General features: G+C 28.9%; 18 protein-coding genes. 11 read left to right on the plus strand and 7 right to left on the minus strand.

What is annotated here, in order from left to right:
- The first annotated feature begins 114 nt into the window (after positions 1–114).
- The 11 genes from DS884_RS03125 to DS884_RS03175 are packed head-to-tail and all read left to right on the plus strand — an operon-like array spanning position 115 to position 13,126.
- Positions 115–4,971: a DNA repair ATPase gene (locus tag DS884_RS03125; protein ID WP_113785750.1), complete on the plus strand. Its 4,857-nt coding sequence runs from the start codon at positions 115–117 to the stop codon at positions 4,969–4,971.
- Positions 4,972–5,009: 38 nt separating this feature from the next.
- Positions 5,010–5,564, plus strand: coding sequence for a DUF4178 domain-containing protein (locus DS884_RS03130; protein ID WP_093870679.1), 555 nt, complete (start codon positions 5,010–5,012; stop codon positions 5,562–5,564).
- Positions 5,565–5,566: 2 nt separating this feature from the next.
- Complete coding sequence (locus DS884_RS03135) at positions 5,567–6,391, plus strand: hypothetical protein (protein ID WP_093870678.1); 825 nt, start codon at positions 5,567–5,569, stop codon at positions 6,389–6,391.
- A gap of 28 nt (positions 6,392–6,419) precedes the next feature.
- Positions 6,420–7,298, plus strand: a complete 879-nt coding sequence (locus DS884_RS03140; protein WP_113785751.1) for a DUF350 domain-containing protein — start codon at positions 6,420–6,422, stop codon at positions 7,296–7,298.
- Positions 7,286–8,848 carry a polyamine aminopropyltransferase gene (locus DS884_RS03145; RefSeq protein ID WP_113785752.1) on the plus strand — a complete coding sequence of 521 codons (1,563 nt, stop codon included), beginning with the start codon at positions 7,286–7,288 and terminating at the stop codon, positions 8,846–8,848. The genes DS884_RS03140 and DS884_RS03145 overlap by 13 nt, the downstream gene beginning before the upstream one ends.
- A 6-nt stretch (positions 8,849–8,854) precedes the next feature.
- Positions 8,855–9,151, plus strand: a complete 297-nt coding sequence (locus DS884_RS03150) for an S-adenosylmethionine decarboxylase family protein (protein ID WP_113785753.1) — start codon at positions 8,855–8,857, stop codon at positions 9,149–9,151.
- On the plus strand, positions 9,148–10,155 hold the full coding sequence (locus DS884_RS03155; RefSeq protein WP_113785754.1) for a potassium channel family protein: 1,008 nt from the start codon (positions 9,148–9,150) through the stop codon (positions 10,153–10,155). The genes DS884_RS03150 and DS884_RS03155 overlap by 4 nt, the downstream gene beginning before the upstream one ends.
- Before the next feature lie 3 nt (positions 10,156–10,158).
- Complete coding sequence (locus DS884_RS03160; protein ID WP_093870673.1) at positions 10,159–10,560, plus strand: glycine-rich domain-containing protein; 402 nt, start codon at positions 10,159–10,161, stop codon at positions 10,558–10,560.
- A 10-nt stretch (positions 10,561–10,570) separates the two neighbouring features.
- Positions 10,571–11,641 carry a hypothetical protein gene (locus DS884_RS03165; protein ID WP_113785755.1) on the plus strand — a complete coding sequence of 357 codons (1,071 nt, stop codon included), beginning with the start codon at positions 10,571–10,573 and terminating at the stop codon, positions 11,639–11,641.
- A 20-nt stretch (positions 11,642–11,661) separates the two neighbouring features.
- Complete coding sequence (locus tag DS884_RS03170; protein WP_113785756.1) at positions 11,662–12,174, plus strand: endonuclease V; 513 nt, start codon at positions 11,662–11,664, stop codon at positions 12,172–12,174.
- 4 nt (positions 12,175–12,178) lie between these two features.
- Positions 12,179–13,126 (plus strand): peptidase, encoded by a 948-nt coding sequence (locus DS884_RS03175; RefSeq protein WP_113785757.1) that lies wholly within the window; start codon positions 12,179–12,181, stop codon positions 13,124–13,126.
- Between the two features lie 86 nt (positions 13,127–13,212).
- On the opposite strand, the gene DS884_RS03180 is transcribed toward DS884_RS03175, so the two are convergent.
- From DS884_RS03180 to DS884_RS03205, 7 genes are all read right to left on the minus strand, one after another.
- Positions 13,213–16,455, minus strand: coding sequence for a M36 family metallopeptidase (locus tag DS884_RS03180; RefSeq protein ID WP_113785758.1), 3,243 nt, complete (start codon positions 16,453–16,455; stop codon positions 13,213–13,215).
- Between the two features lie 200 nt (positions 16,456–16,655).
- Entirely contained in the window at positions 16,656–17,078 is a 423-nt protein-coding gene (locus DS884_RS03185; RefSeq protein ID WP_093870668.1) for a secondary thiamine-phosphate synthase enzyme YjbQ, read from the minus strand.
- Between the two features lie 20 nt (positions 17,079–17,098).
- Entirely contained in the window at positions 17,099–17,431 is a 333-nt protein-coding gene (locus tag DS884_RS03190) for a hypothetical protein (RefSeq protein ID WP_113785759.1), read from the minus strand.
- Between the two features lie 77 nt (positions 17,432–17,508).
- Positions 17,509–17,637, minus strand: a complete 129-nt coding sequence (locus tag DS884_RS18710) for a hypothetical protein (RefSeq protein WP_255414816.1) — start codon at positions 17,635–17,637, stop codon at positions 17,509–17,511.
- A 79-nt stretch (positions 17,638–17,716) separates the two neighbouring features.
- Entirely contained in the window at positions 17,717–18,934 is a 1,218-nt protein-coding gene (locus tag DS884_RS03195) for a hypothetical protein (protein ID WP_113785760.1), read from the minus strand.
- A 23-nt stretch (positions 18,935–18,957) separates the two neighbouring features.
- A complete protein-coding gene (locus DS884_RS03200) occupies positions 18,958–20,307 on the minus strand; it encodes a hypothetical protein (protein WP_147239362.1) in 1,350 nt (449 codons plus the stop codon).
- Positions 20,308–20,564: 257 nt separating this feature from the next.
- On the minus strand, positions 20,565–20,882 hold the full coding sequence (locus DS884_RS03205) for a hypothetical protein (RefSeq protein ID WP_113785762.1): 318 nt from the start codon (positions 20,880–20,882) through the stop codon (positions 20,565–20,567).
- Positions 20,883–20,884 lie beyond the last annotated feature (2 nt).

Genomic DNA, 20,884 nt, shown 5'->3' on the forward strand with positions numbered 1-20,884 from the left:
TAAATTATGAGGTTAATTTAAAACTAACCTCATAGTTTGTATCTCACAATACTTTACAAGAATAAAAGCTATAATTCCGAAAAAGAACTCCTTTCTTTACCTTATAAAAAACATATGGAAAACCAAAATACTACTCAACAATTAGACGGCGGAACTTATGAAATTATTCAAGGTAGATTGCAAAAACAAAAGCAAGATTTACTAGAACGATTGCATAAATTAAATGATGCTAGAAAACATGTTTTTGGCACCATTGAAACCAAATTAATTGCTAATGATAGAATAAATACTGACAATAATTGTATTGCCAGAGATATTGTTTCTCTAGGTAACACTTCAATATTTGGATACAACGTACACTTTGGGTTACGAACCGATATAAAACTTTCAGATGTATTTAGTATTTATGAATTTAAAGACAATCACTTTCATCTACAATCATTGAACTTATTAAATGATGCTATTTTTACTGATGATTTCACCAATTTATATAAGTACTACAGAAACACTATTTTTTCAAAATTTGCTATTATTGGAAACTACCTATATATGGTTTTCCAATTAAGTGAAAACAAGAATGATATTAAAGCTTTTAAATGGCTTATTAAAGAAAACTCACTTCAATATATTGACAACAGAAGTGAACATGAATACAAGTTTCCCACCCAACATGAATTTAAATGGCAAGAAGCATCTAGAGATATGCATCGTTATGGTTCACACCCACATATTTCCATTTTAGATAAAATTTTTGTTGAAACTATTGGTGGTGACTTAACTATTAAAATTGAAGATAATACAGATGATGGAAAAGGTGTATTATCAGAACCTGTTGAACATATTGATCAAACTTTAGACGATGGTCAGTTTCGTTATGGAAATCTAGGAAATTTAATCACTCTTGAAATAAAACCATTCCAGGAAGACCCTAGATACTTTGTTTACAATCATAAGTTACAAGAAGTAAAAAAAATTGATAGTATAAAAGATACAGCTGTTCAGTTGCCTGATGATCATGGTATTATTTTCCCTAACGGTTATTACCTTCAAACTGGAGAATACAAATTATTTGAAAGCGACACGAAAGATGTTAAATTTCAAGAAAAAATAATTTCACCAAATGGAGAAGATTTCTTATATGTATTTTACGCAACCATTCGTGGATTATACATATTAATGTCTTACAATATTATTGAACAGGAAGTAAAAACCCCAATAATATGTAATGGATTTACCGTTTTAGAAAATGGTGAACTTTGTTATTTTCGTACAGAAAACGAACAAACCAAACACCATGTTGTTCAAATTTGGCAAACACCATATTTAAAAGGCGATTTTATACCTTCTCAACATCAAGATAGTCTATTATACAAAATAGGGAATAAAGATATTGTTAGTGCAATGGCTGAATGCCATGAATTAATAAACCTTTTAAACAAAGAAGATAACTATACTGGTTTATACGATGATATTGCTCGAATATCAAAAAACATCAATGATGCTTACTACTGGATACCAGAACAAGAAACTCATCAATTAAACCTTCCTATTTCACAAATTAATGAAGCTGCAAATGCCGCTATTGATGAATTTGAAAAAGTAGTACAATTAAAAAAACAAGCAGAATCAGAAACCAAAATTATCAATCAAAAATCTGATGAACTTTTTAGTAAAATAAAAAGTACTTCCTTTAAATCTATTGATGATTTTGTAGTACTATTAAGTAAACTTAGAACTTTACGAGGTGAAGTTATTAGCCTTCATGATATTCGTTATATAAATATCGAATTATTAACTGATTTAGAAACTCAAGTTGCAGAACAAAATAACTTAATATCTAAACGATGTGTTCAGTTTTTACTTAATGATAAAGCATTAGCTCCATATCATAAAAGAGTTAATGAAAAACAAGAAGCCTTACCTACAATAAAAAAAGTAATTGACGCTAAATCACTTGAAAAAGAAGTAAATCAAATTACAGCTGATTTAGAAATGTTAATCGAAATTGTGACTAATTTAGAAATTGAAGACACCTCACAATCAACAAAAATAATAGATAATATATCTTTAATTTTTGCCAGTTTAAATCAATTAAAATCTGGTATAAAAAACACTATAAAAAGTTTAGGTAGTAAAGAAGCTAAAGCTGATTTTACAGCTCAATTAAAGTTAATTGATCAAAGCATCATTAATTATATTGACATGGCTACCACTCCTGAAAAATGTGATGAGTTTCTTACTAAAACTGCTATTCAACTAGAAGAATTAGAAGGTAAATTTGCCGATTTCGAAGAGTTTATCACCCAAATAATTGAGAAAAGGGAAGAAATTCATAATGCGTTTGATAGCAGGAAAAATAGTTTAATTGAAAAACGAAATAAAAAAACAGTTGCATTACAAACTGCTTCTGAACGTATTTTAAAAGGAGTTAATAAAAAAGCTCAATCTTTTACCACAATCGAAGACATAAATGGCTATTTTGCAGCTGATTTAATGATTAATAAAGTTAGAGACATCATTAATCAATTAAAAGAACTTGATGATATAGGTAAAGCTGAAACCTTAGAAACACAATTAAAAGTTGCCAAAGAAGATTCTTTACGTAAGCTTAAAGACAAACAAGAACTTTATGAAGATGGTGAAAATGTAATTAGACTAGGAAAACATAAATTTGGTGTTAACAAACAATCATTAGACCTTACTATTGTTTATAAAAATGAAGGCCTTTTTTACCATTTAACTGGAACTAATTTTTATGAAGAAATCACGAATGAAACTCTTTTATCTTCCAAAAAATATTGGAACCAGGAATTAATATCTGAAAATGATACTGTTTATCGTTCTTCTTATTTAGCTTATAAATTATTTAGAAAATTCCCTGAGCAAGAACTGATTAATTTATCAGAAGAAAATTTACTAACTCTTGTTCAAAAAGAAAGTAGTAATTTATATTCTGAAGGCTATTTAAAAGGGGTTCACGATGTTGATGCTACAAAAATTTTATATACTTTAACTCACAAAAATCATGAACTAGGGCTACTCACCTATTCGTCAAATACAAGAGCATTTGCTCAATATTTTTGGCATCACTTAACTAAAAACCAACAAAACAGCTATAACACAACTATAAAAGCCTCTGGTGAAGTACTAAGTATTTTTCCAAACAGTACTTCTTACGATTTTATAATTAGTGAGTTAGAAAACGCTATTCAAATATTCAATAAAGAATCACAATTATTAAACATTACTAATTGTAGAGAGGTAGCAGAATACATTTTTAAAGAATTTCAACAAAATAACACATTTCAAATTAGTACGGATGCTATAGATATTAAAAATCTATTTATTAAAACTTTAGACAAACAAGATGCTTTGCATAAGTTTAAATCTGGAATACAAAAACTTGAAAAATATACCGCTAAAATACAATTAGCAACCCAATGGGTAACCTCTTTTATTAGCACAAAAAAGCCAGTTTTTAAAAACTATACTCATGAAGTAGTATGTTTACTTCTTTTTGAAACCCTTTCTAAATCAAATATTGTAAGTGTACATCCTAATACAAGTTTAAAAGATTTAAAAGGAAATCATTTAACCATAAATGATGGTGTTTTTAATTTCAATTACCATCAATTTATAACAGACTTACAACAGTTTATTGAAATTGAAGTTCCTAATTTTGAAAAGTACAGAGAAGCAAAACATCAGATTACTGAAAATTTAAAAGAAGAATTAAAATTAGAAGAATTTAAACCAAGAGTACTTTCTTCTTTTGTTAGAAATAAATTGATAGATCAAGTTTATTTTCCATTAATTGGAGATAATTTAGCAAAACAGCTAGGAACTGTTGGCAATAATAAACGTACCGATAGGATGGGAATGTTATTATTAATTTCTCCTCCTGGATATGGTAAAACTACTTTAATGGAATATTTATCAAATCGTTTAGGTTTGGTATTTATGAAAATAAACGGCCCAGCTATTGGACATGAAGTCACTTCTGTTGATCCTATGTCTGCTAATAACTCAGCCTCTAGAGAAGAACTAAAGAAATTAAATCTTGCATTTGAGATGGGAGACAATGTTATGTTATATCTCGACGATATTCAACATTGTAATCCTGAATTTTTACAAAAATTTATTTCACTGTCTGATGGTACTCGTAAAATTGAAGGTGTTTATAATGGAAAACCTAAAACCTACGATTTACGTGGTAAAAAGTTTTGTGTAATAATGGCTGGAAACCCATATACTGAAAGTGGTGATAAGTTTCAAATACCAGATATGCTTGCCAATAGAGCTGACATATATAACTTAGGAGATATAATAGGTGATACAGAACATTTATTCAAGTTGAGTTTAATAGAAAATTCAATGACTTCAAACCCTATACTGCATCAACTTAGTAGTAAATATTTTGAAGACGTATATACGCTTATTGATAAAGTTGAAAACAATACTCAAGAAATTAACTTAAAAGGAAATCATACAAAACAAGAAGTACAAGACTATACTGCTGTTTTAGAAAAAGTGATTACAGTTCGTGATACTATTTTAAAAGTAAATCAAACCTATATACAATCGGCTGCAATGGAAGATGCATATAGAACTGAACCTTCATTCAAATTACAAGGATCATATCGTGATATGAATAAATTGGTTGCAAAAATTGTACCTATAATGAATGATGATGAATTGCAACGATTACTATTATCTCATTATGAAAGTGAATCTCAAACGTTAACCTCATCGGCTGAAGCTAATTTATTAAAATACCGAGAATTAATAAATAATTTATCAAATGAAGAGTTAACTCGATGGGATAGCATCAAACAAATATTTATTAAAAATAATAAATTAAAAGGTTTTGGTGATAAAAATGAAATGGCTCAAATTTTAAGTCAAATGATGGCTTTTTCTGATAATTTAGAAGGAATTAAAGCTGTTTTAAAAAAAGGCTTAGATAAATAATATTATGTTTACATAAAAAACTAACTAAAACTAACACTATGGGATTTTTTGACCTATTCAAAAACAACAAAGAAAAAGAAGAAAAACATTACGACCCTACAAATATTAAAATAACGGATTTAGAAAAAGGATACTTACTAGATTACGACTTAGAAACCTGGACTGTTACTAAAATGTCTGAATATGATTGGGGTAATAATTTTTTCACTAGAGAATTTACTATAGAATCAAAAGGAAAAAAAAGATTTCTTCATATTGAGGATGATGATGAACTTATTATCACTCTTTCAGAAGAATTAAAATATAGAAAACTTGGTACAACCGTTACAACCTATATAGAAAATAACGGAAAACCACCTAAAGAAATTTCTTACCAAGATATTACCTATTATTTAGATGAAGAAGCTTCAGGATACTATAGAAATGTAGAAGCTGAAAACTGGGAAGAACTTATTTCTTTTGACTATTTAAATGAAGATGAAAATAAATGTTTAACTATAGAACAATGGGATGAAAATGATTTTGAAGCCAGCGTTGGAAAAACACTTAAAACATTTGAAATTAGTAATATTTTACCATCATATAACGAATAATTATGCGCCTTATTAAGTACTTTTTTCTATTAACTATATGCTTATTAATAAATGCATGTGGTGCAAGTAGAAAACCAAAATTTGTAAAATCACCTATTGATAATATAATTACAAAATATATTGATAAGAATAATTACAATGTCATATTAGCAGATATGGATTATAAAGAAGATACTGATAAGTATTTTCATAAATATCGAATTCTAATTGAAGAATCTAAACCTTTTTTAACAAAAGAAGAATTAAATGACACAATTAATAAACCTACTGATGTAAAAATTGTAAACACTGATTGGAAAGAGGTTTCTCCTATAACTTTTGACGAATACAAAAATGATTTAGGAATGACCATATTGAGTAAGAAAAATGGTAAACTCGACAAAAACTCAGCTCCAGCTGGTGTAAATAGTTACGTTGGAAACTCTAGATACGGTGAATGGAGAACTCATAGCAATGGTAGTTCTTTTTGGGCTTTTTACGGTCGTTATCGTTTATTCTCTGATTTATTTTATGGGTCTAGATATGGTTATGGATATGGCTACCCTAGAAATGACTGGAATGACTATAATAGAAATTATAGAAATAAAAAATCATACTATGGTAGTTCAAATAAATACGGAACGAAATATGGAAGTAACACCAATACTTCATGGAGTAAAAAACCACAAACATTTAAAAGCAGAGTAAATTCAAAGGTTAGTAAAAGTGCTTCTAGTTTAAAATCTAGAGGATATACTTCTAGTAAAAGCTATAGTAAAACAAAAAGAAGTAGTTCAAGATACAGTAGATCATCCTCTCGTTCTAGAAGTGGCGGATTTGGTAAATAACAACGATTTAAAAAACTAAACAAAATAGATGGAAAATCTAACCGAATATATAAACATTAACAGCTTACTACATTCTTTGGGATATGTAGCAACTGCTTTTATAATTTTTTACTTAGGGAAAATAATTTATAAATTATTAAACCCTAAAATTAATATAACACACGAACTTATAGAAAAAGATAATTTTGCTTTTATCCTTTCATATGTTGGGTATTTTATCGGACTTATTACTATCCTTGGAGGAGCAATTGTAGGAGAAAGTGCTGGTTTTTATACTGACCTAATTCATATTGGAGTTTATGGAATAGCAGGGATCATTTTATTGCATATATCAATTTTAATTAGCAACAAGTTAATCCTTCCAAAATTCGACATTAAAAAAGAGATTATAGAAGATAAAAATGAAGGTACTGGAATTATAGAGGCTTGTATATATATCGCCAATGCATTGTTACTTCATGGAGCTCTTATTGGTGAATCTACTAGTTTACAAGAAGGACTTTTAACATTTATTAGCTATTGGACAATAGGAAACTTTATGCTCGTTATAGCAATAAAAATCTTTACTTTATGGATTAGTTTTGATGTACACAAGCACATTGAAAAGGATAATGTAGCGGTAGGTGTTAGTTTTGGAGGAGCCATACTTGCTATTGGGATTATAATAATGAATGCATTAATTGATCCTTTTATTGATTGGACAACAACTCTTATCGATGTTAGCTTACAAACTATTTTAGGAATTATCTTGTTACCAATTATGCGCTTCTTAACAGACAAAATATTATTACCTGGAAGAAAATTAACTGATGAAATCATTAATCAAGAAAAACCAAATATCGGTGCAGGATTAATAGAAGCATTTGCTTATGTTGGTTCAGCTATATTAATTACATGGAGTATCTAAAAAACAATTCATTTATTCTAAAATCGGCCATTTTCGCTACAGGTTTTGCCGGAATTGTAGCTGAATATGTGCTATCAACTTTAGCTACATATTTTATTGGAAATTCAGTTTTTCAATGGACAATGATTGTTTCTTTAATGCTATTTTGTATGGGATTAGGAAGCAGACTTAGTAAAAGGTTTACTAAGAACTTAATTAGAAATTTTCTATTACTTGAATTAGCTTTATCACTAATTGTTGCTTTTTCATCTGTATTAGTGTATACACTAGCAGCTGTATCATCATACTATGATGCAGTTATCTATTTTTTAAGTATGCTTGTTGGTTTACTAATTGGTTTAGAAATCCCTTTAGTTGTAAGAATTAATAAAGAATATGAAGATTTAAAAACTAACATTTCTTCAATTTTAGAAAAAGATTATTATGGAAGTTTATTAGGTGGAGTATTCTTTGCTTTTATAGGCTTACCTATACTAGGACTTACCTATACTCCTTTTATTTTAGGGTTCATTAATTTTTTTGTAGCCTGTTTAGTGTTTTATCGCTTTAAAGGTAAAATGATAAAAAACCAATTAAAATCAATGTTAGCTATGATAAGTATTGTTTTAATTACACTTATCATGGGAATGAGTTTTACTGACACAATTATTACCTGGGGTGAACAAAAAAAATACAAAGATAAAATTGTTTATTCAACCCAAAGTAAATATCAAAAAATTGTGCTAACTGAATGGAAAGATGAACATTGGCTATACTTAAATGGTAACTTACAATTTTGCTCAATAGATGAAGAAATGTATCATGAACCTTTAGTACATCCAATTATGCAACTACACCCAAATCCTCAAAAAATATTAATTTTAGGAGGAGGTGATGGATGCGCAGTAAGAGAATTACTAAAATATCCTTCAGTTGATAAAATTGATATGGTAGATCTAGATCCTAACATGACTGAACTTGGAAAAAAAAGTCCAATTCTTATCAATATTAACGAAGGATCAATGAATAGTGAAAAGCTTAAAATTTACAACAAAGATGCTTACGTTCATCTAGAACAAGACAATCAATCTTTCTACGACGTTATTATCATAGATTTACCTGATCCAAGAAGTGTTGAATTGGGCAGACTTTATTCTCATGAATTTTATACATTATGCAAACGTAAATTAAGACCTCATGGATTAATCATCACACAATCTGGTAGTCCTTATTTTGCTACCAAAGCTTTTCAATGTATTGATTTAACAATGCAATCTGCAGGTTTCACTACAGTTCCAATGCACAATCAAATTATATCTATGGGAGAATGGGGATGGATTATAGGAACAAAAAACAAAGATGTTTCTAAAGAGAAATTTAAGCAAAAACTTCGAAACCTACAATTTTCATCAGTATCAACAAAATGGATTAATAAGGAAGCTATGTTACTAATCACTTCTTTTGGTAAGAAAGATTTTTTTAATATTGGCACAAATAAAGTTGAAGTTAATAAAATTCAAAACCCAGTATTATATCAATATTATTTAAAAGGAAATTGGGATTTATACTAACACAAAATGAACACTGACTACAAACACATACAAGCCAATATATATAATTTTCAAGAATGGATTTCTGAAACTAATCCTGAGGTTTTAAAAACGAATTTTGAAAATTTATTACAACAAAGTAAATTTACTTTATTAGCTTTTAACGAACATCATTTTGAACAACAAGGATACACCTGTTTTTGGCTACTAGGAGAAAGTCATTTAGCCATTCATACGTTTCCTGAGAGTAACAAAACCTATATAGAACTTAGTAGCTGTAATCAAGAAAAATTGAACGTATTTAAAAACTTGATGCAAGTATGAGTTCCAAACAAAAATTAATATTCTTTATACTAGTCGCTGGAATCTATAATATACTAGTATATAGCCTATATCATTTTGAATCTAATTTTGAAAATACTAATATAAATAACCTTGCTGATGCTTATTGGTATTCTATTGTTACATTAACTACAGTTGGTTATGGTGATTTTTATCCTATAACATTCTGGGGAAGACTCATCGGTATTTTATTTGTATTGGGAAGTCTTGGTGTCTTAGGATACATCGTAACAGAATTAAGCTTAAAAATATCAGAATACTTAAAAAAAAGAGAAATGGGATACTTTGGAACAGACATGAATAACCACTGTATAATTATTGGATGGAATGCTTTTTCTAAACAAGTAGCAGATCAAATTATTAAGGCTGAAGAAGACTTAGCAATAGTTGTGAATAAAGAATCTGACTTAAAAACTATTAAGCAACTATACTCTGATAAAAACTGCTTTGTTTTACTTACTGACCTTAATGATTACAAGGCATTAGATAAAATAAAGCTTAAAGAATCAAGAAGAGTTTATATCAGTTTTGAAAATGATACCGACACATTAGTTTATACAATTAGTCTAAAAAAACGATTTGAAAACATTAATTGTGTAGTTGCTATAGAAAACATAGAATTAAAATCTTCTTTCAACTATTTGGGAGTTCAGTTCATTATTCCAAAAAATGAAATTGTTTCAAAATTTATAGCTAGTTATATATTTGAACCTAATGTTGCTTTACTTACAGAAGATTTAATTTCTACTTCTAACGACAAAAGTAATTTAGACATTTGCGAAACTAAGCTATCAAATAAACACACTTATATTAATACCACTTATTTAGAAACTTTTATTCATTTAAAAGAAAAATATGGTATTACACTAGTAGCACTTAGCAGAAAAGGACAACTCATTAAAAACCCTGAAAACCATCTTACACTTCAAGAGAATGATGTTATAATATATATAGCTAATGGGGAAAATAAACAGTTTATAAATTAGCCTATGGACAATCAATTAAATGATATACTAACAAACATTCCTTTATTAAGGAAAAAAGTTGAAAAAATAAGTTTTGAAAATAATATAGATAAAGATGAATTATTAATAGAAATGCTAAAATTTCTTAACCTTATTCATATTACAAAAACAAAATTAAGTCCATCCTTATTAATTGATTTAGCATGGCATGAATTTATTTTATTCACTAGGTATTACCAAAAGTTTTGCTCTACTCATTATAATAGGTTTATACATCATACTCCTAGTGAAAATGAAGATTATACTATTTATCAAAAAACAATAAAATTATATATTAAACATTATAATAAACCACCAGAATCTATTTGGGGATCTTATGCTATGACCCAATGGGAATCTAATAATTGTGGGGCTTGTCATAATTAAAAATTAGCCTATGTATTTAGAAGGAATTATTACCATTGACCCTAGTCAATTAACAGAAATTAAAAAAGTAAAACCAACAAAAGCTTTTAAAAAATTCTTCCATCACCTAACGCTTGGAGTTATTTCAGATAAAGAAGAACGTGAAACTTTTACTGCTGTAGCAATACTGCAACAATTAAACGCCACATTTAGAAGTTTAAAAATCAACAATATCATTAAAATATCACATGATGATATTGATTTCTATCATGATAAAGATGGAAAAGAAAATGATTTAAAACATGCTCTCGATAAATATGAAATAGAGGTAAACGATGCTATGTCTATTCATTTCAAGCAACTAAAACTTGTTTTAGAGCATGAAGATTTCGATTTTAAATACCTGATAGAAATTGAAATAAATAGAGATCACAAAATAGGAGTTTTCCCTTTAGTTATTAAAATTTCAGGGTTATTTAAAGAACTTGAATCAGGAAATCCTAATAAAACTATATCTCAGGCAACAAGTTCTCAATTAAAATTTGACCAGTTTAAAGAAAAGAAGACTTCAAGATTTGATTATTTTTTAAACAAAATAAAACTTGAATTAAAAAAACAAGTAGAAACTGATGACATTAAATCTTTCATTAAAAACAAACACGTACTACCTAAACAAAAAGTAAATACAAAAGAAGATATTAGATACAATACAAAAAGAGGGGGGATTTATGGTGGATATCATGGCTTTGATGACTATCTTTTTTATAGTTTAATTTGGTCAGATATCATGCATCATAATAACAATATAGTTATAACAGATTCTTATTATGAAAATGATTCTGGAGAAGATATTGGATATGCCAAAGAGTTAGAAGTTTCAAATGATGCTTTTAATAGTGAATCTAATAATGACTTAACTGATTCTGTCACTTTTGAAGAAGACCCTTTAAGTATTAATGAACCACCAACAGATGAATCAAGTAACTGGTTTGATTTCAATTCTTGGGGTGGTGATTCAGATTCAAATGGATTTGATTTCAGTAGTAGCCCATGCTCTAACTGTTCATCATGTTCAAGCTGTGCTTCTTGTGGTGGTGATTAATATTAAAAACATATTGAAAATTGATTTTAGCATTTGATACCTATTATTTTGAAAACCAAGCAAAAACCGTTTGTATACAATTTGACAATTGGAAAAGTAAGGAAACTACTAAGATTTATGAAGAGACCTTAACCGGTGTTTCTGACTATATTCCTGGAGAATTTTACAAAAGAGAATTACCTTGCATTTTAAGCTTACTTAAAAAAATTAACCTAGATAATTGTAATGCAATAATTATTGATGGATTTGTTTTTTTAGATGACAACAAAAAATTAGGACTAGGAGGACACCTATATAAATCATTAAAAGATAACATTCCTTTAATTGGTGTAGCCAAAAATGATTTTAAAAATATCAATACTCACAAAACATCGATTGTAAGAGGTAATAGTAAAAAAGCATTACATATTACTGCAATAGGAATGGATGTAAACATTGCTGCCAAAAAAATTAAAGAAATGCACGGAGAGTATCGTTTTCCTGATTTATTAAAAAAAGTAGACTCACTAGGTAGAGAAAACCTTACAAACTAAACTTATGTTCTTTTCTGAAATAAAAAGTAATTACAACGAAGATATCTCTATCTTAATAAAACCAGATAATCACCCTTGGAATTATATTTGTGAATGTGGTGATGCTAGTAACTTAACCGTAAAAGAGATACAAAATACGAATGCGATTTTTATTAGTCATACCCATATAGATCACTTTGTAAACTTTGACGCTATCATAAGACATCAAATAGGTACACAAAGAAGAATTCTTATCTGCGGCCCTAAAAATATAGCTAAACAAGTTCAAAATAGAATAAAAAGTTACACTTGGAATTTGATTGAAAAAGATGCTATTATTTACGAAATACGTGAAATGATTTCTGACAATGAAATTCATATCTATGAAATAGAACCTCCTGTATGGGAACTTAAAAAAACTTCTATTAAACATAACAACATTCTTTTTGAAGAAAATAACTTTATAGTAACTGGAATATTGCTTAACCATAAAACACCTTCTCTAAGCTATAAATTTAAAGAAAAAGACACACTTAAAATCAACCTTAAAAACAGTAATTTTAAAGGAGGAAAATGGGTAAATGATTTAAAAAACGCTTTTCTAAAAAAAGAAGAAACCGTTGCTATAAATATTGAAGGTAAAAACTATGAATCTAAAGATTTATTTCATTTACTACACACCCAAGAAGGTGATTCGATAGGAGTTATTATGGATCATGCTGCTAATTTTGAAAATCATTCTAAGATTAAAAAGCATTTTTTTCAATCTAATAAAATATACATAGAATGTTTTTATAAAAATGAAGACAAAGAATATGCTCACCTTAATTATCATAGCTACTCAGAAAAATCAGGAGAAATAATGAACGCATCTAAAATAAATGAGGCAATACCTGTACACTTTTCTAGAAAATATAACGAACAACAAATAGAGGAAATTATTTCAGAATTTAAAACAGTTTTCAAAAACTAAAAAAACCCTTTGAATTTTATAAAAGCTCAAAGGGTTTAAAATAAATAAAAAACAACTTCTTTTTATTATCTTAGAATAACCATAAGTTATTTAATAATAAATCGTTTATCTTCTTTGGTATATTTATTTTCTATTGTTAAAATATAAATACCAGTTTTTAATTTATCTGTTTGAATACTTCTTCCTGCTAGTTTTCCAGTTTCCAGTACCTGCCCCAACATATTCGTAACACTATAAGAAGCATTTAATAAATTCTTACTATTTCCTGTTAAATAAAGAAGCTCTCCTCTTTTAACTGGATTCGGAGCTACTTCGATTGAAGAAAACACACCTTCATCCTGAGTACCAATAACGTCTGTTCGAATGCCAAATTCACTTACATTAATTGATGATGTTCCACAAGAGCCTTCATAAATTTTCACATTAGAAAAAGTAGAATTATTTCCTGATCCAGCATCATTATCATTAATAAAAACTAACCTATCCATGGTTCCTGTATAAGAACTACCTACAGGAATTACATATTTTTTTGTTCCACTTACATAATTATCAAAATTAGTTACTCCATAATTTTGAGTTCCATGAACTTTGAAATATCTTGAAGAAGTTAAATTATTGTCATTTTCAAATCCTACTGCGTGAATCTCACCTTCAGACGTACTGCTAAACTCAAACTCTATTACAGTGTTAGATGTAACTGTATAATTCATTAAAATATACTTCCAAGTATTATTCGTTAATGCTAGTGAACCTCCTGAGCCTCCAATAGAATAATTTCCACTTGAATCTTGATTAGAAAATGGACTTATAGTAAAATCGTTAAAATTCAAAGCTGTACAATCACCTCCTGGGTCTCCTGCTCCATTAGTAATAGATATTGCATCTATAGCAATATCACTTTGCCAACCACTATTTCCAGAACCAGTAACTACATTAAACCTTAATTGTACACTTGCTTCATTAGCATAAGCACCTAAATCAATAGTTGCAGTTTTCCAGCTATTTCCTTGATCTCCACTTTTGCTAAACACTGATGTCCAAGTACCTGTATTGTCTTTTCTTGCCTCAACTTTTAAAGTAGCAATTGCGCTACCATACATGTGATATTGAAAAGCCAATTTAGGATTTGCTACCGAACCAAAATTTAAACAAGGAGAATTTAAAATAGCTCTCTTATTAGGGTACCCTGAACCATTTCCTGAAGCTTCAACATATAAATACGTAGAACCATCAGCTGCATTACTTGGTCCAGTATTACTTGAAGGAGTTCCTCCAGAATCTCTTGTAAAGTTTAAATCATCTCCAGTGGTTGCATCTTTCCATAAGCCTAAATTAGTTTCAAAACTTTCATTGAAAGGGAACGAAGTAACATCTCCAGCACAACTTCCTGGATCTGGATTACCTCCATCACATGGATTGGTATACGATACTGTTTGATCTGAGTTAGTATTACTACCTCCATTATTATTTTCTACAGCTCCTTCTCCAACTCCTCTACCTGCGAAAGCTTTCCAAATTAAACATTTGTATTTTCCTCCGTATAAATCTTGATCAGCTTGTAAAATACCATCTCTACCTGATACAAAACCAGGATTACTTGCTGTATTTTTTAAACCCTCTATAACTAAAGCCATTGCAACATTATTACCTCCAGTACCGGTATAAAAATTTGGATCAAAACCTTCTTGATCTATAATCAACCAAGTCATATCCCATAATATTGAAGCAAAACTATAACCAACTCCATGCGGTACTCTTAATCCGCCTATATCAGCATAATCTGTATTATTCACAGATCTATCAGTTGAATACACCGTTGGCCTAATTCCTACTCCATCTAAAGCCTGACCTAACGCATAAGTACCAACTCCTTTTCTATCAGTTCCTTTATCACCAGCTTTCATGGTTAGCATTAATCCGAACCAATCAGACCAACCTTCACCCATTTGTTCAGATCCTCCTAACACATTCGCATTCCTTCCACCTACTAATCTTGTAGAAATACCATGTCCATATTCATGAGCAATAATCATATTATCAAATGAACCATCTCTATTAGGATTTGTTCTAGTCCATAAATACATTTGCATTCTTGCATTACCTCCATCTGTTGGAGTTGCCATATTTGCATTATTAGTTCCTCCTCCATCTTGAGAATCAGCATTTACAGAATCACTTCCTGCTCCTCCTTTTCCATAGTTGTTTTCTTGAAAGTTTCCTGAAGCTTCATCAAAACCATATTGATACCATACATCATGCATAATATTATTCCAATAGAATAAGTTAGTAGTTGAAGCATCACGATAAGTACTAGGTGCTTGAGTTAAATTAACTGGGAAATTAAAATCCAAACTAGAACCTCCACTTGGAGAAGCTCCAGTGCCATTATTTCCGTTTGCATCTTCTTGAGCCCATACATTATTACCTCTTGTAATTGTATGTTCAGCACCTGCAACACCATTTGTATCATGCCACCCATAAGGTGATGCTACAGAATTAGCTGGATTAGTAACAACTGTTCTTCCTCCATCATCTGGGTTAATTAATGGCATTGCATATACATTATAAGAATCTGGCGCTAACATGCTAGATTCTTTTAAATATGGAGTACTAGATTCTTTATTTGAATTAAAAAACTCAGAAGAATCATGAGTTGTATGAGAATCATGACCATGATGAGTGTCAAAATTACAAGTTATAACCCAGTTACTTTCCGATATAATTTTATTTGAAGAAGCATCTACATAACTATCCCACCAGTTTTTACCTCCTTTTTCATATAAATTAACATTCCAGCACAAACGTAATTCACCTTCATGTAAGAAGTATACCTTTTTAACAAGAATGGGTTCATTATCTTCTGTAATTCCTGAATTCTTAAACTCAACTAAATCATCTCCTTTACTTTTTCTCATTGTTTTAACTAATTTAGCACTAGTTAATTTATGAGCTCTTATAACTTCATTTATAGCTTGTGTTTCCGTTATAGATATTGATTTTTGTTTAGATGTTTTTATCTTTATATCATTAACAAATTGATTTTTTGAATAATTAACTTTATTATTTATAATTGATAAATTATAAGTACCATTTACAATAGGAATACCATTATAATACTGTGTTAAATAATAATGCGTCAATCCTTTTTTTAAGGAAGACGCAGTACTAGTTACTTTCCATTCAGCATAATCTAAAGATGTCGTTTTTCGAGCTTTCTGTAAATCATTAAAATGTTGTTGGATCAGTCCTAAATTTTTAGGGGTTTGTGTTTGCGAAAAATTTGTTTGGCATATTAAAAGTAATACAACAAACAGGTAGTTTTTTTTCATTTGTTTGGTTTTGAGGGATTTATATCTACGTAAAGTTAACAAACCATCTCCCAAAACTTTAAAATGTTAAAAAAATAAACATAATATCGTTTTTTAACAAAAAAACACACTTTTAAATCATTTTTTTAACAACAAAATAAATTAAACCACAAATTAACAGTAAAAAAACATTAAATTTTTCAATAAAACATAATTAAAGTCTACACTCCCGTCAAAGTTAGTACCAGCTTTCTTTTCCCTCCACAATTTCTATGTTCTCCTAAATATATACCTTGCCAAATCCCCATATTCAATTTACCATTCGTTACAGGAATCAAAACTTGACAACCTAATATTGAACTTTTAATATGAGCAGGCATATCATCATCACCTTCATAATTATGTTTATAGTAAGACATTCCTTCCGGTATCATTTCATTTATATGAGTTTCAAAATCTAATCTTACAGTTGGATCAGCATTTTCATTAATTGTTAAGCTAGCAGAAGTATGCTTAAGAAACACTTGAAACTGTCCGGTTATAATATCTCCTATTTCAGGCATTTCTCTAACTAAAATATCAGTTATTAAATGATAACCTCTTCTATATTCATTTAATTGAATTTCTCTTTGGTAAATTTTCATTTGCTAAAAATAGAAGACTATTAATTTAATTCATAAAAATCATCTATTTTTTTAAACATTCTTTCATTGTTTTCACTCTTTGGAGTTATTTCTAAAGCACCTCCCCATACTTTATCATTGCCTTTTAGTTGTTTCATTATAGCCTTCATATCTGAATACTCAATAACCTTCATTGCATCTACCAATGAAAACCATCTGATATCAGAACACGACTTAGGTATTTTTAAATCGCCTGATTTGTACGAGGCTTGATAATAATGCATTAATGTTGGTTTTACACGACCTTTATAATGAAAAGTAAACAACCCTCTTAGTTTAATTTTTTTAAGTTTAGCCCCAACTCCGTCACTCATTCTCTCAATAAATTTATACAACGAATAGTTGCCTTTATATTTTCTTCCTTGTATTTCCCATGAATCTCCCCATTTAACTAATAAAATTTCATTTTATTATTTGTTATAATTAATTTAAAGAAAGAATAATTGGTAGAAACTACTTCAGACTGACCTACAATTTTTGCACTTATTAAAAACAATACTATTAACAAAATTCTCTTCATTCTATTATATATTTTAAAAACAAAACCGAATAGTGTTTTCTACTATTCGGTTCAAACTTAAATAATCAAAAAAATGGATTTATTCATCTAAATAATCCTCTAAAACTGTGATCCACCCCTTAACTGGATCTAGTAATAGTTTTTCAGTATTTTTAGTATACTCTAATTGAATTGTACCTGTAGCTACAGGATCAATATTTTGTCCATCTTTATAAGCCCATACAGTTACTTTTAAATCATATACTTTTCCTTGTGTCAAACTATCTTGCGTTAATCTTAATAACTCTAAAAAAGCATAATCAGCAATATTGTTAGAAGTATTAATCGTTACTTTAGGATAAAAAAAGTAAAAATCATTTTTATAATCTGTTAATTGAGGAATGTTTTTAGAAAACTTTGTACTCGTTTTTCTTAAAGCCTCTCTACTGGTTTTTTGCCCTGCCATCTCATACGTAATATTAAACCACGCTCCTGGATGAGAAACTGATAACGGCTGCTCAAAGTAAGGCTTAAAAGCTACTGTTTCACCCAACTCTCTTTTTGTTATAAAATTAGCAGATTTTTCAACCGGTTGATTAGCTTTTGAACTTTTTAAATAGTGCGTTTGCTTAGCAAATGCAACTTTACCATGGTAATTTTTATACGTTTCAAAACGCATTAATTTCTTTTTAGTTTTAGCTATTTTAGCAGTATTTAAACTACTTATTAACATATCAACTTTAGCTTGTGCTGTTTCAATATCCCAAGTATCTAAGTCTGCTTTATTTTTTGCCATTACCTCAATTACTGTTCTTTTTGAATCTAATGGAACAGACTCTTCGTATTTATTAATACTTCTACTTGTTTGTTGAGTTTGTGCTAAAACCCCTGGTGCCACTTCAAAAACCTCAACATAAGATTTTGCATAAGAAGACATCCATACAAAAAACATTTTTACTTGTTTTTTTCTGTAATAACTCTCCTTAAAGTTCATTTTTAATTGAGGCTTTTCTTGTTTTTTTTCCCAATAATGTAATTCATTAACAACTTTCCCCTCATTTTCTTTTACAAATCTAAAGCCAAATGCTTTTTTATCTTTTAATCCATGATACTCACCACTTAAGCCTAAATCATCTTTTTCATTGTTTAAATATGAAAACGTACCCCCTGAAGCTCCTCCAGATTTAGATTTTTTAGATGAACTTTTTTTAGAAGTTACTTTTTTTAATAATCTTTTAAACTGAGCATTTGACTCATTACTTGTTCCGAATAGCATTGCTATACTTAACGCACATGTTACTAATATTTGTTTTCTCATTATACTTGAATTTAATAGTTTATTTAGAAACTTAATTTAACTGCTTTTACTTGTTTATTAATTCTTCCTTTATCTCCTCTTACTCCATTTCTTCCTCTACTTGCATATGAATATTTAGGAGCTCCTCCTTTTCCACCTGCTCCTCCTGCATTATTTAAAACAATATTTAATTTGGTAACAGAAGGATCTTTAATTAATAAAATATTACCTCCTGCTCCACCATTACCTCCATTTCCTCCATTTGGAGAGCCTTTTCTTCCTTCAAACCCATTCATTCCCTGACCACCATTATTATTTACAATTAGCTTAGTGTTTGGTGTTAACTTATACCTCACAACCAATTTATTTTTAGTTGTATTGAATATTTCTATTTTATTTAATTTCACTCCAGTTTGTTTGTGTGAAACCGTTTTAACTTTAATTGTTAAATTATCACCTCTTCCAGCATGTTGTCCATTTTGACCTTGAAAAACAGTTACATATTTATGTCTTTCATGCCCCCAGAAACCTGTTTGATTTACCTGTATAGACAAGTTGTTTGTTGTATTAATATGTTTAGTAGCTTTTAATGTTTTATGAAATTTTGAAATAGCTTGAAGCGTAATTCTATCTTCTTTTAAAGTTTTAGCATCTTCATCAATTCTTACTTCATCAATTGTATTACTACAACCTTTGTTTTTAAGAATAAAATCACTCCAAGGAATTTTACCTCCTAAATTTTCTGTTGATAATTTACTTCCATCTTTAAGAATTGCAACAACACCATATTTTATAGCTTCAGAAAAATGAGCTACTTTATTAGGAGTATTCACTAACTGTATTTCTATTTTACTTACCTCTCTATTTTGTAAAGAATTTTTCTTTCTTTCTGCTTCGGCTATAGCTGATTTTTGTTCTTTTACTTCTGCTCTGGCATTCGTTTGATTTTTAAATACAGCTTTTGAATAATTTTCTACTAACTTATTTAGCTCTTTATAGTTTTTATTTAAACCACCTTTTGTAAAAACATATTTTGTTGTTGCTTGTTCTTTTCCATTCCAACTATAATAAACCCCTATACCATCTATAAAAGTTAAACGATATGTTGAAAAAGAAAAATATGCTGGATGACCTGGTACGTCTGGTTTAAAAGTTTCATCTAAAATACCTGCTCTTTTTACTAAAACTGTGCTGGTTTTATCTCCTGATTTTGAAAATTGTATTGGCCATTGCTTCTTAACTTTTACCATTTTATACTTACCATAAGAAACTTTTTTAACTTTATACACTATATATTTTCCAGAATTATAGTTTGCTAATATTTCATTCTGGTTTTGTTGTGCAGAAGCTATCAATGTAAAAAGCACTACTATTATTAATAAAATTCTCTTCATGTTTACTTCTATTTAATTCTGTTTATACCCCTCTTTAATTCTTATACAAATAACGCTTGCTAATATCAAAAAAGCAGAAAATTACTTCCCAAACACACTAAATTACTTCCGAATGAAAAACACACAAAAACCTACAAACCAACAATTTGAACACGCAAACAATTAAAAAACCTGAAACATCAAAAAATAACCTCAAATAAAAAAAGCCAAAACTAGTATCCTAGTTTTGGCTATTAATCTCTTTAAAAAAATTTACGTTATAATAATTTTGACAATTTTAAAACCTTGCCACAATGCTTACTTTCTATTTTAAAAATTACTTTTCCTTTTCTACCACTTTTTGCCCAACGTACTTCTTTTCCCACTTTACATGAAATACTTGTTTTTGACCCTTTATTTAAGGATACAAAACCAGTTCCTGTATAAATTGACACTTTACTTTTAGTATCATTTATTAATGAAAAACTGCTTCCAATTATTTTCTCTGTCTTTACTTCTTTAAAGGTTTTACTTTCATTTGGTGAGTTAAATAATAAAGCTCCAATTGTTGATACAATAATAAATACTAATTTCATTT

The sequence above is a fragment of the Tenacibaculum sp. E3R01 genome, assembly GCF_003318185.1.
Taxonomy (GTDB): Bacteria; Bacteroidota; Bacteroidia; order Flavobacteriales; family Flavobacteriaceae; genus Polaribacter; species Polaribacter halocynthiae.

Bases quoted from the DNA above. Each gene is read 5' to 3' on its own strand.
- DS884_RS03200 (WP_147239362.1), bottom strand. From the start codon at position 20,307: ATGAAGAGAATTTTATTAATAATAGTAGTGCTTTTTACATTGATAGCT.
- DS884_RS03195 (WP_113785760.1), bottom strand. From the start codon at position 18,934: ATGAGAAAACAAATATTAGTAACATGTGCGTTAAGTATAGCAATGCTA.
- DS884_RS03175 (WP_113785757.1), top strand. From the start codon at position 12,179: ATGTTCTTTTCTGAAATAAAAAGTAATTACAACGAAGATATCTCTATC.
- DS884_RS03150 (WP_113785753.1), top strand. From the start codon at position 8,855: ATGAACACTGACTACAAACACATACAAGCCAATATATATAATTTTCAA.
- DS884_RS03205 (WP_113785762.1), bottom strand. From the start codon at position 20,882: ATGAAATTAGTATTTATTATTGTATCAACAATTGGAGCTTTATTATTT.
- DS884_RS03190 (WP_113785759.1), bottom strand. From the start codon at position 17,431: ATGAGTGACGGAGTTGGGGCTAAACTTAAAAAAATTAAACTAAGAGGG.
- DS884_RS03145 (WP_113785752.1), top strand. From the start codon at position 7,286: ATGGAGTATCTAAAAAACAATTCATTTATTCTAAAATCGGCCATTTTC.
- DS884_RS18710 (WP_255414816.1), bottom strand. From the start codon at position 17,637: ATGAAGAGAATTTTGTTAATAGTATTGTTTTTAATAAGTGCAAAAATT.
- DS884_RS03155 (WP_113785754.1), top strand. From the start codon at position 9,148: ATGAGTTCCAAACAAAAATTAATATTCTTTATACTAGTCGCTGGAATC.
- DS884_RS03180 (WP_113785758.1), bottom strand. From the start codon at position 16,455: ATGAAAAAAAACTACCTGTTTGTTGTATTACTTTTAATATGCCAAACA.
- DS884_RS03160 (WP_093870673.1), top strand. From the start codon at position 10,159: ATGGACAATCAATTAAATGATATACTAACAAACATTCCTTTATTAAGG.
- DS884_RS03135 (WP_093870678.1), top strand. From the start codon at position 5,567: ATGCGCCTTATTAAGTACTTTTTTCTATTAACTATATGCTTATTAATA.
- DS884_RS03125 (WP_113785750.1), top strand. From the start codon at position 115: ATGGAAAACCAAAATACTACTCAACAATTAGACGGCGGAACTTATGAA.
- DS884_RS03140 (WP_113785751.1), top strand. From the start codon at position 6,420: ATGGAAAATCTAACCGAATATATAAACATTAACAGCTTACTACATTCT.
- DS884_RS03165 (WP_113785755.1), top strand. From the start codon at position 10,571: ATGTATTTAGAAGGAATTATTACCATTGACCCTAGTCAATTAACAGAA.
- DS884_RS03130 (WP_093870679.1), top strand. From the start codon at position 5,010: ATGGGATTTTTTGACCTATTCAAAAACAACAAAGAAAAAGAAGAAAAA.
- DS884_RS03185 (WP_093870668.1), bottom strand. From the start codon at position 17,078: ATGAAAATTTACCAAAGAGAAATTCAATTAAATGAATATAGAAGAGGT.